Source organism: Moraxella sp. Pampa (assembly GCF_035181385.1).
GTDB lineage: Bacteria > Pseudomonadota > Gammaproteobacteria > Pseudomonadales > Moraxellaceae > Moraxella.
Map to the genome: position 1 here is coordinate 201,189 of NZ_JAXCJK010000002.1, position 14,701 is coordinate 215,889.

Genomic DNA, 14,701 nt, shown 5'->3' on the forward strand with positions numbered 1-14,701 from the left:
TTCATTGATTAGCGATGGATTTAACGCAGCTTTAAGGTCATCAAACCCAAAACAACAAGTATGATACAAACGATATAAAATCTTGCCACAACTTTGGTTTCTTTTAGCCCCTTCTCTTCAAAATGATGATGCAAAGGTGCCATTAAGAAAATGCGTTTTTTGCGAAGCTTATAAGAGCCAACTTGTAAAATTACCGACACCGCTTCAGCAACAAAAATCCCCCCCATAATCACAAAAGCAAGCTCCTGACGAGTCATCACTGCCATCGTCCCCAACATACCGCCCAAGGACAACGCCCCCACATCACCCATGAATACATCTGCTGGGGCAGCGTTATACCACAAAAACCCAAGCCCTGCACCAATGATGGACGCACAAACGATGATGACCTCAGCATTATAAGCAATATATGGCACATGCATATAGGCTGCATAATTTGGCGAGCCAGAGATGTATGCAAACACCCCCAAGCCCGCTGCCACAAGAACCACAGGTAAAATCACCAGTCCATCAAGCCCATCGGTTAAGTTAACAGCATTTGACGAGCCATTGATTGTAAAATAAGTCAAAATGATAAAGCCCAGCCCAAATGGAATCACCGACAAGGGAATGACCCAGCTTTTAAATATTGGCACCAGCAAATCTTGCATGGCAGCAGCGGTCACCGCATTTTGTTGCATGGCAATATAATACAATGAAATACCTACAAATAACGACCCTACCGATAGCCAAAAATATTTCTTTCGGGCAATCAAACCTTGTGGGTTTTTATGCTTAATTTTGAGCCAGTCATCTGCCCAGCCAACCGCTCCAAAAATCACCATCACCACCATCAAAATCCATACATAAGGATTGGATAGGTCCGCCCATGACAAAGTGGCAATGCCAATCGCTGCCAGAATAAGCACACCGCCCATTGTTGGCGTACCTTGCTTAACCAGATGCGTTTTTGGGCCATCATCACGCACTGCTTGACCATATTTTAAAGTACGAAGATAATTGATGACAGGCTTGCCTGCCCCAATCACAATCAAAAGTGCGGTAATGACCGCAAGCAGTGCTCGCAATGTCAAAGAAGAAATAGCGATGTCGCTATGTTGAAACAACCAATAAAGCATTATCAAACCCTTGTGGCATTCTCACTCATGCCGTTTTACTAAATTTTATTTCAAAATCAACTATCTATGGCTCATCAAATGCTCAATGAGCGTCTCCATTTTCATGCCACGAGAACCTTTAAATAATACGGCAGTCTTCGCCTCTTGTAGGCGTGATTTTAGGGCATTAAGCAGGTCCGACTTATCATTAAAATGCGTAGCAATCGCACGAATCTCGTTGGCACCACGCACCATTTGAGCCATGTGCGTACCCAGACCAAAAATCTCATCAACTGCAAGCATGGCCAAATCTTGACCCAGACGATGATGCTCATCGTCTGCCACATCGCCCAATTCAAAAATATCTCCAAGCACCAAAATCTTGACCAAGTCCTCTTGCTCTAAGACTTTGGCAGCAGCTATCATGGAGGTTGGATTGGCATTATAGGTGTCGTCAATGAGCGTATGCTCGCCAAAAGCAATGCGTGTCAAACGACCTTTTGGTGGGGTTGCCTTTTCAAGACCCCTTACAATCAGATCAAGCGGTACGCCAAGTGCATAAGCACAAGTTGCAGCCGCCAAAGCATTGGCGACATTATGCTCACCGACGAATGGCAAAGATACAAGCAAGCTTTCAATTTCATCAATTTCAAGATTGGTATTTAGTGTAAATGTACTGCCAGTTGGCGTTATATCAATATCATCAGCAAACAAATCGCCCATCATTAGGACCGAAGTTACGCCCTGCTCAAAAAGTGTTTGTACATCTTCATCTGATAAGTCAGCTTGCTCAATCGGTATTTTTGTCTCACCAAAGGTTAGAATCTGATCAGTAAACCCGCTGGCACTTTCACCCAAAAACTCAAAAAATTCATCGCCAAATGGCACAACTGCCACGCCATCTGCCGTCAGCCCCGAATAGATTTCAGACTTAGCTTTGGCGATGTTTGTGCGTCCACCAAACTCGCCCAGATGTGCTGTACCAATATTTAGTACACATGCCACATCAGGACGCACAAGACCGCTGGTATAAGCAATTTCTCCCACATGATTTGCACCAAGCTCCATCACAGCAAAGCGATGCTCATCGGTGAGTTCTAAGAGCATCATTGGCACGCCCAAGTCATTATTTAGATTGCCACGAGTAATCAGTGTAGGGGCAATCAGACCCAAGATGCTACCAATCATCTCTTTGGTGGTGGTTTTGCCAGATGAACCTGTCAATGCCACCACCGTCAAATCATGGTGTTCATTGCGACGATACTGCCCCAAAAGCCCCAAGGCCTTTTTGGTATCACCCACAATAAGCTGTGGCAACTTGCTGTCCACTACTGTATCAACAATCACCGCCACCGCCCCTTTTTCTTGGGCGACATCAATAAAAGCATGTCCATCAAAATTATCACCTTTGATGGCAAGAAAAATATCGCCTTGCTTGATGATGCGTGTGTCGGTTGTAATTTTTACACTTTTTTTGTTAAATTCACCCTGCCAAGTGCCATTTGTGGCAGCTTGCAGATTGTCTTTGTGCCAAATATAAAGGCCATTTGTTGTCATGTCTTGCTCTTTTTTTAGTTTTATATTGCCTTAAAAATACATATAAAGGCAGATTGTTTTATCATCTTATCAGTGATTATTTATTAAACTTAAGAATGGCCTTGCCGAGTACCGCCACATCATCAAAGTCATGACGCACACCGTCAATCTCTTGATAGGTCTCATGCCCTTTACCCAAAAGCACCACAATATCGTCCCCACTTGCCATCTTAACCGCTTGTTCGATGGCGGTTTTACGATCAGGCTCAATAATGGCCTTGTAATGCTCTTGACAAGTCAAGTCTATTTGCATATCTTTTAAAATCTGATTTGGGTCTTCAGAGCGTGGATTGTCCGCAGTCAAAATGGCGACATCGGCGTGTGTTACGCCCATTTTTGCCATAATAGGACGCTTGGTTTTATCCCTGTCACCACCACAACCAAACACCGCAATCAATCTACCCATACAATGATTTCTAAGGTTTTTGAGCACTTGCTCGAGTGCGTCTGGTGTATGTGCATAATCCACGATGAACAAACCTGATTGCGATGGCACTCGCTGCATACGACCACGCGCACCTTGCAATCTGGCGACCAAATTTGGTAGGTTTTTACGCTGATTTGGATATAGTGCTAAAAAAGCCGCCACAGATGCCATGAGATTTTGTACATTAAACAAACCAAGCAATGGGCTGTTTAGCATGATTGATTCACCTTGTGAATCAAGGGTAATATTCACACCATTTAAGCTTGGGGTCATGGCACTGGCAAAATAATCCGCCTTATTGTCGGTTTGGCTGTATGTCAATAATTGATAATGACAAGAAAAATCATCGGTAAATAGCGAGTATTTAGCATCAGCATTGATGATACCGCACATCAGCGTACTAAAATATTCATCATCAAACAAGCGTGCCTTTACTTTGGCATAATCAGCCATATCAGCATGATAATCTAAGTGGTCATGCGACAAATTGGTATAAACCGCCACCTGTACAGGCACGCCTTGTAAACGATGCTGGTGCAACCCATGACTGCTCGCCTCAATCGCCACCAATTCCACCCCATCGATTGCCATCTGATACAAAAACTCATGCACGGCCAGTACATCGCCTGTTGTATTAGACGACTGCACCAGATTATTTAGCTTGCCATTGCCTGCTGTACCCATAACAGCAGATGGCACTCCTGATAATTCAGCAAGCTGTGCGACAAGCTGGCTGACAGTTGTTTTGCCATTTGTACCAGTTACCGCAACAACAGCAGGCAGTTTGGCGGGTTTTTGTAGCTGAAATCTAGCGGCAATTAAATCGCCCAAATAATGACGAATGGTTGGCAAATGAATGATTGGTTTTTTAAAATTCGTCCAGTCTAGATGTTTAGGGTCAATTTGAGATAATACAAAAGCCACTTTGGTTTCAATGGATTTTAGGTAGCCATTAACACGCTCAAAATCATCTTGTTGCCCAACACTTGACAACAGCACAAACACATCGCCATGCTCAATCTTGCGACTATCAAGACAAAATCGCACAAAAGGCAAATTTGCCACACTTTGGACAGCATCATCAAGCATGGTTAAATTTAATTGAGCAAACAGCTCAGACAGCGTAATGGGCCTCATGGCAAATCCTTTCTAATAAACTAAGCTAATACAACTAAGACAGCGGTAAATCTTTGGCATTGACCTGCAATGGCTTGTCAAATGGTACATTGTACAAACGCAATGCCTCTTTCATGACATTGTGAAAAACTGGTGCAGCAACCACCCCTCCATAGTGCTGACGGCGTGGATCCTCTACCAAAATAGCCACCACAAAGCGTGGATTTGACGCAGGGGCAATGCCTGCAAAGGTTGTGCGATACTGATCGGTATAATAACCCCCTTCAGGCTTAGCTCGGCGACTTGTACCTGTCTTGCCCGCCACACGATAACCATTAATCGCCGCCGCACGAGCCGTACCACCCTGCTCAGTAACCAACTCCATCATCTTAACAATCGCTTCAGCATGGCGAGCTTCAATCACTTTGGTGGGTTCAGCACTTTCTTCACTTTTGACCAGACGCAAAGGATGCATTTGACCATAATTAGCAAGACCGGCATAGGCTTGGGCGACCTGAGCCAGCGTAACACTTTGCCCATAACCGTAGCTTAAAGTTGCACGGCGTGTTGTGTCTTTTTCGCCATTTGGATTTTTGACACTGCCAGATGCTTCTGCTGGAAAATTAAGTGCTGTTTTTTTTCCAAAACCAAAACGACGCTGAATATCGGCAATATCATTAGCCCCAAGGCTCAGTGCAATCTTAGCAGATGCAACATTGCTTGATTTTTGAATGAGTTTGGCCAGTGTGATGGAGCCATAATTACTGCTATCACGAATGGTATAGCCACCAACATACATACTGCCTGGGGCGGTATCAATGAGTGAATTGACCGAATACTTACCAGATTCTAGTGCTGCTGCCACCGTAAATGGCTTCATGATAGAGCCTGGTTCAAATGTGTCTAATACAGGGCGATTGCGTTCGTTTGCCCCCGTCCGTTCAGCAAGATTATTTGAGTTAAAAGATGGCCAAGACCCAAGTGCTAACACATCACCAGTCAAAACATCCACCACAATACCTGAACTAGAACGAGCTGATTGTATCCGTCCCACCTGTTCAAGTTCTTTGTATAAAACATACTGCAAACGAGAATCAATGGTCAGCTGAATGTCTTGACCTGCAACTTGTGGCTTAATTTCTTTGAGTTCTTTAATCACGGATCGGTGTGCATCTTTTAGAATTAACACCTGCCCTTTTTCACCTGCCAATTTTTTTTCATATTTGGCCTCAATGCCTGCACGCCCCACATAACCGCCATTTTTTTCATCATTTGACTGTGCCATATAGCCCAAAATCTGTGCATTCGGCTCGGCTTGTAAATAGTATCTTTGAAAAAATTTCTCCTCACTCACACCAGCAAATTTAAGTTGCATTAACGGTTCAACCAACTCAGGTGGTGCTTTTGATAATAAAATTATCCGCCTTGAACCTGCACCTTTTGGCAAGACCGCATTAACCGCCGATTCGTCTGTGACATCAACCGCAGTATCAATCGCTACGGCTTTTTGTAGCTTATCCAAGGGAAAGTTTGCCATGCCAGACAGCTTCACCAAGTCCATTTCTTTGAGCTGCTTTAAGGCCTCGTCCCTTTTTTTTTGGTCTGGTGAGGTTTTGATGATTTTATCAAGATCATAATACTTTAACGCATAGTCATAGGGACTAAACACCACCGTTGATAACGGAGCATTTGCCGCCAATGGTGCACCTGCGGTATCGGTAATCATGCCACGATAGACAGGCATAGCACGCTTGGCAGTGATGAGCTGATCGCCTTTTTCAATCAAAAATGGTGAATTGATGACCTGCAAATAAAAGGCTCGAGCAAACAGTAATAAAAAACTCATCGCCATCACCACCCAAACCGCACGATATCGCCCAACATCATGCATGCCACCGAGCATCGTAACTTGGCGACGACGCTTTGCTAAGCCCATTTTGTCCAAAAGCCATGAACCAAAATTTCTTTTTTGCTCTTCTTGATGATGCTTGGCAGGATTGGCTTTATTTTGGGTGGGTTTTTTGCGAAGTGGCGGAGTAACTTTGGACGACGCACCTTGCTTTTGGTTTGTTTTTTTCATCATTCGCCTGCCTGCTTAGCTTGTGCTGACTGTATACTGGCACTTGAGCTGATAATACGGCGACTGTCTCCTACAGGAAAAAACATACCCAATTCGCTGACTGCACGGCGGGCAATCTGCGGTGTGGCACTAAAAGTTTGTTGCTCAATAAGTAGGCGTTGTTTTTCAACTTGCATGGCTGTCAATTCTTCTTTAAGTTGTTGCAGTTGCCGATAGGCTTCATGATGTGCTTGTGTTTGCTTGGCAATACCAACCCCTGTCCACATAATCGCCACAAAAAGCACCATCAAAATCAAACGGTACAGCCCCACCATGCTGACCGAATCATCAGCGTGGGCGTCAGACGAAATTAAATGAGCGTGCTTATCAATCATGGTGTCTATGTCTTTATGTCTTAGGTTATGAGTAAAAAACTGCTAAAAATACAAAATTCATCAAAAATGACGACATGCCACATCTGTGCGTACTGCCCCTCGCAACCACGCACTTCTAGCACGAGGGTTAGCGTCAACTTCCGCATCAGATGGTGCAACTCGCCATGGCTTACAAAAATATTTGGCACGCTGGGGTGGTATGGGGAGCTTATCATCATCTTCCCAACGGCCACGGCTGTGATTATTTAAAAACCGCTTAATGCGTCTGTCCTCTAATGAATGAAAGCTGATCACTGCCAAACGCCCACCCACCTTTAACGCTGTCAAACTTTGATTCAAAAAATCATCCACATCGCCAAGCTCATTATTAATAAAAATCCTCATAGCCTGAAAGCTTTGTGTGGCTGGGTGCTTGCCTTTTTGCCAAGCTGGGTGTGCCTGCTTGATGACCTCTGCCAAAGCAAGAGTGGAATCATAATTTTCCATCGCTTTAATCGCACGAGCAATTTTACGGCTATGACGCTCTTCACCATACTCATAAAGCACATCTGCCAAAGTATCTACATCTACATAAGACAGCCATGCTGAGACAGGCTCTCCACGGGTGGTATCCATACGCATATCCACCCTGCCATCTCGCATGAAGCTAAAACCACGACTGCCATCATCAAGCTGCGGACTTGATACCCCCAAATCCGCCATCAAACCATCAACCTCTGCGATGTTCAATTGATGCAGTTGCTCGTTTAAGCTGGCAAAACTATCATGAATGACAGTAACACGCTTGTCTGTTCTTGCCAACTCATTCGCTACTTGTATGGCTTGTATGTCCTTGTCAAAGACAATCAGCCGTGCATCCTTGCTAAGATACTCAAGCAACAGACGACTATGACCACCACGCCCAAAAGTTGCATCTACATACACACCATCAAACACCCCTTTTTGCGTCTTTGACAATACTTTAACACCAAGTATCATCGCTACCGTTTCATTTAATAAAACCGTCTGGTGCGTAAATTCAAAACTGCTCATGCTTGGTACTCGTGATGACTTGATGAAGTGATAAAACGGCGAACTGGTGGGATTTTAATTTTTATACGATTGGTAAATTTTAAAGCAAAAAATTTTTAGTGTGTATTATCGCAAGCTCTGCCATATAGTCAAGCCATTTGTAACATTTCTAATGAGTTTTTTACAAAAAAACAGAAAAGTGCTTGCCAAAACTTCAAAAGATGTGCCAAATCTGGCTTAATCATCTATTTTATCAAGGATATTTTGTGCAATCCAATTTGTTTTTGTTGTAAATTGTTGCCAAATTCTATGTGTATTTTTTGCTATAAAAATAAAGCTAATTTTGCTATCATATACGGCAAATCTGCACTCTTGTATTTGATTAAATGACTCATACAATGATTTGAATTTACATTTTACTTATCATCGGATTATCAGAGAAAATTATGACCACCAAGCCAGTTCGTACTCGTATTGCTCCAAGCCCCACAGGCTTCCCTCATGTGGGCACAGCTTACATCGCTTTATTCAATATGGTTTTTGCCAAGTCTCAAGGTGGCGAATTTATTCTACGCATTGAAGATACCGACCAAGTTCGTAGTACCGCCCAATCTGAAAAAATGATTTTAGACGCTCTTAAATGGGCAGGGCTGTCGTGGTCAGAAGGTCCTGATGTGGGCGGTCCATTTGCCCCTTACCGCCAAAGTGAACGAAAAGAAATTTACCAAAAATACGCCCAAGAGCTCTTAGATAAAGGACACGCTTTTCGCTGTTTTTGCACCACCGAAGAATTAGATGCCATGCGTAAAGAGCAAGAGGCACAAGGCTTATCTGTTCGCTATGACGGTCGCTATGCTAATCTTTCGCAAGCAGAAAGCGATGAGTTGGCAAAAAGTGGTAAGCCCTTTGTCATTCGTATGCGTGTGCCAACCGAGGGTGATTGCGTGATTCACGACCTTTTGCGTGGCGACATCACAATCCCTTGGGAAACTGTGGATATGCAGGTATTATTAAAGGCAGACGGTCTACCGACTTATCATCTTGCCAATGTTGTAGATGACCACTTGATGCAAATTAGCCATGTGATTCGTGGTGAAGAATGGATTAATTCTGCTCCCAAGCACAAGCTTTTGTATGAATATTTTGGCTGGGAAATGCCTGTATTATGCCACATGCCACTACTTCGCAACCCCGATAAATCCAAGCTCTCAAAACGCAAAAACCCAACAAGCATCACTTATTATAAAGACGCAGGCATATTACCAGAAGTGTTGCTTAATTACTTAGGTCGCATGGGGTACAGTCTGCCATCAGAAGCAGAAATCTTCACTCTAAATGAAATGATTGAAACATTTGATATCCAAAGAGTGTCTCTTGGTGGACCTGTATTTGATATTGAAAAGTTGTATTGGTTAAATGGCGAATATTTGCGAGCGATGAGTGCTAATGAATTAAAAAACCGCCTCTTATCTTGGGCATTTGATGATGACAAATTAACCAATATCGCCAAGGCCATTCAGCCACGCATTAATGCCTTAACCGATGCCGTAAACTGGGCAGGGTTTTACTTTCAAAACCTCCCAAATGTAACAGCCGATGACTTTGCTCATAAAACTTTGAATAACGAACAAATCTTGGAAATCCTATATCTGGCTACTTGGCAACTAGAACGCCTACCCGTATGGAGTGAAGAGAATATTTATCAGACCTTAAAAGGCCTAGCCTCTCATTTTGAGATTAAACTCAAAGATTTCATGCAGCCATTTTTTGTTGCCATTGCAGGCTCAACCAGCTCCACACCCGTGATGAATTCAATGTATATCATCGGTGCAGACATGACTTTAGCAAGACTACGCCATGCTTGTGAGGTCTTAGGCGGGCTTGGAAAAAAGAAACTCAAAAAATTAGAAGAGGTAAACAAATCTTTGCCTGATTTTTTAAATTCATAAAAACCTAACAAACAAAGCCAATGATTGACAAAAAAAATTATTGGCTTTTTATTTGATGGTCAATTTAAAAAAATAATAAAATCAATAATCTATAAAATTTTTATAAGTTTTTAAAATATTTTATTGACATTTTGTCAGTCTCCTTATATAATACGCCCACCTTAACAAAGGGGCTATAGCTCAGTTGGTAGAGCACTTGCATGGCATGCAAGGGGTCAGCGGTTCGACTCCGCTTAGCTCCACCAAATTTGATAAGGACGAATGTAAGCACCTAGGCAATCATCTTACATTCTTATAACAAAGTTGCAAAACTTTATTTTGTGCTCCATTCGTCTAGAGGCCTAGGACACCGCCCTTTCACGGCGGTAACAGGGGTTCGAATCCCCTATGGAGTGCCAATATTCCAAAAAGCCAATCATTGAGATTGGCTTTTTATTTTTTAAATACATCAATTACGATAATACACCAATCATTAACCCATGCTCATAAAACATACTTAATGGTCTAAACTTAGTCAGACCATACCAAATCACAGTTAAATTTTGGATAAAAATTTTAAATAAAAAAACCGCTCCAAGCTTAGAGCGGTTTTTTTAAATAGTAATAATTTATTGCTCAATGCCTTTCATGGTCAATTTAATGCGTCCACGATTATCAATGTCTTGCACCTGAACTTTAACGGTTTGGCCTTCTTTGAGGTAATCAGTGACATTTTCTACACGCTCATCAGCAATTTGGCTGATATGCACCAGACCATCTGTACCTGGCAGAATATTAACAAACGCCCCAAATTCTACGATACGAGCAACACTACCTTCATAAATCGTCCCCACTTCCACCTCAGCGGTAATGGCTTCAATCTTGGCAATAGCAGCACGAGTAGAGGTTTTTGACTCACCAAAGATGCGAATCACACCATTATCATCAATGTCTACAGTCGCCCCAGTCTCTTCGGTTAGTGCACGAATGGTTGCTCCACCCTTACCAATGACATCACGGATTTTCTCTGGATTAATTTCAATGGTTGCATAGTTTGGTGCATGGGCATTAATCTCAGTACGAGAAGTTGAGATCACTTCATTCATCGCATTTAAAATGTGAATACGACCTGCGTGAGCTTGCTTTAATGCCTGCTCCATGATATCGGCAGTGATACCTTCAATCTTAATATCCATTTGCAAAGCGGTGATGCCGTTTACCGAGCCTGCCACTTTAAAATCCATATCACCCAAATGATCTTCATCGCCCAAAATATCGGACAATACTGCAAAACGATCACCTTCTTTAACCAACCCCATTGCAATGCCAGCTACAGGTGCTTTTAGTGGTACACCTGCATCCATCAGCGATAATGACGCACCACAAACAGATGCCATTGAGCTTGATCCATTAGATTCGGTAATGTCAGACACCACACGAATGGTGTATGGGAAACGGTCAGCCGCTGGCAACATGGCTTGTACGCCACGACGAGCCAGTCGGCCATGGCCGATTTCACGGCGTTTTGGACCACCTTCACGACCAGTCTCACCCACTGAGTAGTGTGGGAAATTATAATGCAGCATAAAATGGTCTTGCTTAGTACCAGCCAAAGTATCCACCAAGTTCACATCACGGCTGGTGCCTAGCGTAGTGGTTACAAGAGCTTGGGTTTCACCACGAGTAAACAACGCCGAACCATGTGTATAAGGCAGTACCCCTACTTGAATGTCAAGTGCACGCACGGTTTCCAAATCACGGCCATCAATACGAGGCTTGCCAGACAAAATATTATCACGCACGGTGCGATATTTTAGGGTTTCAAACAATTCTTTGATTTGACCAACTTTATCAGCATAATCTTCTGCCGTTTCATCACCTGCCAAAGTCAATGCCTCAGCTGCCAATTCATCAAGGCGTGCATAACGATCTTGCTTTACTGTAATGGTATAAGCCTCACTGACTTTCTGAGTAAATTTTTCTTTTAAAGCATTGTTCAGCTCTTCATTAATCGCAGGAGCGATAAATTCGGCTTTGGCGTTGCCAACCGCTTGTGCAAAAGCATTAATATTATCAATCACCACCTGTTGTTGGCCGTGGCCATACAATACAGCACCGAGCATTTGATCTTCTGACAGCTCTTTAGCTTCTGATTCTACCATCAGCACCGCAGCTTTTGTACCAGCCACCACCAAATCAAGCTGACTTTCTTGCATCTGTGCATGATTTGGATTGAGTACATATTCACCATTAATAAAACCAACACGAGCCGCACCAATTGGGCCATTAAATGGTGCCGCAGAGATGGCAAGTGCCGCCGATGTACCAATCATCGCAGCAATGTCAGCATCTTGAGTCTTACCAGATGAAATTACAGTTGCGGTAACTTGAATTTCATTATAGTAGCCTTCTGGAAATAGCGGACGAATAGGGCGATCGATCAAACGAGATGTTAGGGTTTCAAACTCTGATGCACGACCTTCACGCTTACCATAACCACCAGGAATCTTACCTGATGCGTACATTTTTTCTTGATAATTTACAGTCAATGGGAAAAAGTCTTGACCTGCCACAGCTTCTGGACGCACAACCACAGCAACCAACACGGATACATCGCCCATGTGGACAACCACCGAATTGGCCTGACGAGCGACACGGCCTGTTTCTAAGACAACTTGTTGATTGCCATACTGAAATTCTTGGCGAATGATATTAAACATATTTTGTTCCTTGTGATTTTAATTACAAGCCATAAAAGGCTAATGAGTAGAATTGTTCTTAGGGTATGCATAAGACACAACCCAACAAAACTTGATGCTAAAACCCACTCATTAGCATTCTAAGGCAATGTAATCAAACATGATAAAAAAAATTAAAAAGCAAAAAACGGCGTTCACACAAAACACCGTTTTTTCATTTAGGGCTTCATAAACATAAACCCAAACACCAAATTAACGGCGTAGTCCTAGTTCACCAATCAATGCGGTATAACGATCTAGGTTTTTACCTTTTAGGTAGTCTAGTAGTTTACGGCGTTGGTTAACCATACGAATCAAACCACGACGACTATGATGGTCAGCCTTGTGAGCTTTAAAGTGGTCTTGTAGGTCGTTGATACGAGCGGTAAGAAGTGCTACTTGTACTTCTGGGCTGCCGGTGTCGTTCTCAGCGCGTTTAAATTTGGCGATGATGTCTTCACGGTCTTTATTGGTTAGCATGACTAAATTCCTATATGAGCAATGCAAAATAATTCGGGCAAGCTGTGCATTGCCAAAGCCTGCCTAAGCCTATTGGCACGGACTTATGATTATAACACAAAAACCGCAAAAAGTCATTGAAAGATGACAAAAAAAATCAACATCCGACCATCAGAATGCACAAATTCGCCAATCCAATAACCAACCAAGGGCTAAAGATTGAAATTGGCGGCCGTAATCTACTTAACAAATGAATAAATCTAACAAAACAGGATAAATAGACAAACACCAAAGTCGGTTATCTTTGCACCACTTTGATGGGCTGTAATCGTCCGCTGGCCTCAATGACACCCAACCCAACGAAGTCCCCATCGCAATACAGACGCACTTGACAAGTGTCATCACCAAATTCAGACGCCGTCATACGGTCTTTGACATTTAGCCTTTGCCCCATTTTGATACGCAGAGTTTCTTGATGATTTAAAACCACAATTGACAAATGTGTCAATAGTGCGTCGATTGGCAGCAGCTTAGCAAATCGCTCATTAAATGACAAATGACCAAGCTCATCAAGCGTAACAGCATCTGCCACCTCAAATCCGCCAGTACTGATGCGATGCAAGGCGGTCAAATGCCCAACCGTTCCAAGCCCTTCAGCCACACTCTCACCCAGCACTCGTACATAAGTACCTTTTGAACAAATGACACTTAAATGAATTTCATCATCACTCAATTTGGTCAAATTGAGATTATGTATGACAATGGGGCGTGCCTCTCGCTCTATTTGTATGCCATCTCTGGCATATTCATAGAGTTTTTTACCGTCTTTTTTTAGGGCAGAATACATCGGCGGAGTCTGATACTGCTCACCTGTCAGTTGCTTGGCAAGCTCATCTAACCCATGCTGGTCAAATGGCATTACGGGCAAGATGTTAAGACTCTGCCCTTCTTGATCACCTGTATCGGTTTGCTCGCCCAGCTTAATGACAGCAGAATAACCCTTATCAGCATTCAACCCAAAACTACTAAATTTGGTTGCCTCACCCAGACAAATCGGCAAAAGCCCTGTCGCCATCGGATCAAGCGTGCCTGTATGCCCTGCTTTTTTACTGTCAAAATCAGCCGACATGAACAAGCGTTTGGCTTGATTTAGGGCGGTATGTGAGCTGATGCCTTGCGGTTTGTTTAGTAATAGTACGCCTGATACAGTCTGCTTTGCCATTACTCACCAACTGCCTCGTCGTTGGCCGTTTCGCCTGTTTTTTTCATCGCCTCAGACACCAAACTCATCATGTGATTGCCATGTGCGGTCACCTCATCATAATGAAAACGCAAGCGTGGCGTGGTGCGGGTCTTCATGGTATGAGACAACTCAGTACGCAAAAATCCTGAGGCATTTTTTAGCACTTGCAAACTTTCTTGGTGAGCATTAGCATTCATGCCACCATCTTCAGATGGTTCCAAAACAGTTACATAAATATCGGCATAGCCCAAATCTGGACTGACCTTGACAGATGAAATGGTAACAAAACCTGTCAAACGAGGGTCGTTAATTTCATCACGAATCAGCACACTCAGTGTACGCTGAATCTGGTCTGCCAGGCGTTGCAATCTTTGATTCATAAATATTCTCTCTTGTTAGCTTGTTAGCTTGTTAGCTTGTTAGCTTGTTAGCTTGTTAGCTTGTTAGCTTGTTAGCTTGTTAGCTTGTTAGCTTGTTAGCTTGTTAACAGCTTAATAAACCGCTTTACTTTAAAAGTTATCGTTGATTAGTATAGCCTATTTTTACAAATTAAACCAATCACTTGATTTGAATTTTATTTCTTAGTTCCCAAACAATCGCAAATAATAAAAAACACCTCAATAAATTAAGGT

General features: G+C 42.9%; 11 protein-coding genes and 2 tRNA genes. 3 read left to right on the forward strand and 10 right to left on the reverse strand.

The annotated features are described in order from the left end of the window. Nucleotides 1–20 precede the first annotated feature (20 nt). The 6 genes from mraY to rsmH form a co-directional block, all read right to left on the reverse strand. Nucleotides 21–1,118, reverse strand: coding sequence for a phospho-N-acetylmuramoyl-pentapeptide-transferase (gene mraY / locus R0123_RS05315; protein ID WP_323841113.1), 1,098 nt, complete (start codon nucleotides 1,116–1,118; stop codon nucleotides 21–23). A gap of 60 nt (nucleotides 1,119–1,178) precedes the next feature. Next, a complete protein-coding gene (locus R0123_RS05320) occupies nucleotides 1,179–2,654 on the reverse strand; it encodes a UDP-N-acetylmuramoyl-tripeptide--D-alanyl-D-alanine ligase (RefSeq protein WP_323843343.1) in 1,476 nt (491 codons plus the stop codon). A gap of 76 nt (nucleotides 2,655–2,730) precedes the next feature. Further along, nucleotides 2,731–4,257: a UDP-N-acetylmuramoyl-L-alanyl-D-glutamate--2,6-diaminopimelate ligase gene (locus R0123_RS05325; protein ID WP_323843344.1), complete on the reverse strand. Its 1,527-nt coding sequence runs from the start codon at nucleotides 4,255–4,257 to the stop codon at nucleotides 2,731–2,733. Between the two features lie 34 nt (nucleotides 4,258–4,291). Beyond that, nucleotides 4,292–6,319, reverse strand: a complete 2,028-nt coding sequence (locus tag R0123_RS05330) for a peptidoglycan D,D-transpeptidase FtsI family protein (protein ID WP_416381695.1) — start codon at nucleotides 6,317–6,319, stop codon at nucleotides 4,292–4,294. After that, nucleotides 6,316–6,690, reverse strand: coding sequence for a cell division protein FtsL (locus R0123_RS05335; RefSeq protein WP_323843346.1), 375 nt, complete (start codon nucleotides 6,688–6,690; stop codon nucleotides 6,316–6,318). The genes R0123_RS05330 and R0123_RS05335 overlap by 4 nt, the downstream gene beginning before the upstream one ends. A 60-nt stretch (nucleotides 6,691–6,750) precedes the next feature. Further along, a complete protein-coding gene (gene rsmH, locus R0123_RS05340) occupies nucleotides 6,751–7,722 on the reverse strand; it encodes a 16S rRNA (cytosine(1402)-N(4))-methyltransferase RsmH (RefSeq protein WP_323843347.1) in 972 nt (323 codons plus the stop codon). A 401-nt stretch (nucleotides 7,723–8,123) separates the two neighbouring features. Here rsmH and gltX point away from each other — a divergent pair, with 401 nt between their 5' ends. The 3 genes from gltX (at nucleotide 8,124) to R0123_RS05355 (ending at nucleotide 10,048) form a co-directional block, all read left to right on the forward strand. Further along, entirely contained in the window at nucleotides 8,124–9,650 is a 1,527-nt protein-coding gene (gene gltX / locus R0123_RS05345; protein WP_416381699.1) for a glutamate--tRNA ligase, read from the forward strand. Between the two features lie 169 nt (nucleotides 9,651–9,819). Continuing rightward, nucleotides 9,820–9,895, forward strand: a tRNA-Ala gene (locus R0123_RS05350). A gap of 77 nt (nucleotides 9,896–9,972) precedes the next feature. Then, nucleotides 9,973–10,048 (forward strand) — tRNA-Glu (locus tag R0123_RS05355). Nucleotides 10,049–10,258: 210 nt separating this feature from the next. Here R0123_RS05355 and pnp read toward each other — a convergent pair. The 4 genes from pnp to R0123_RS05375 form a co-directional block, all read right to left on the reverse strand. Continuing rightward, complete coding sequence (pnp, locus tag R0123_RS05360) at nucleotides 10,259–12,349, reverse strand: polyribonucleotide nucleotidyltransferase (protein WP_323843349.1); 2,091 nt, start codon at nucleotides 12,347–12,349, stop codon at nucleotides 10,259–10,261. Between the two features lie 231 nt (nucleotides 12,350–12,580). After that, nucleotides 12,581–12,847, reverse strand: a complete 267-nt coding sequence (gene rpsO / locus R0123_RS05365; RefSeq protein ID WP_323841105.1) for a 30S ribosomal protein S15 — start codon at nucleotides 12,845–12,847, stop codon at nucleotides 12,581–12,583. 277 nt (nucleotides 12,848–13,124) lie between these two features. Further along, nucleotides 13,125–14,048 carry a tRNA pseudouridine(55) synthase TruB gene (gene truB / locus R0123_RS05370; RefSeq protein ID WP_323843350.1) on the reverse strand — a complete coding sequence of 308 codons (924 nt, stop codon included), beginning with the start codon at nucleotides 14,046–14,048 and terminating at the stop codon, nucleotides 13,125–13,127. Then, entirely contained in the window at nucleotides 14,048–14,449 is a 402-nt protein-coding gene (locus R0123_RS05375; RefSeq protein WP_323841103.1) for a ribosome-binding factor A, read from the reverse strand. Before R0123_RS05375 ends, truB begins: the two co-directional genes overlap by 1 nt. Nucleotides 14,450–14,701: the final 252 nt, after the last annotated feature.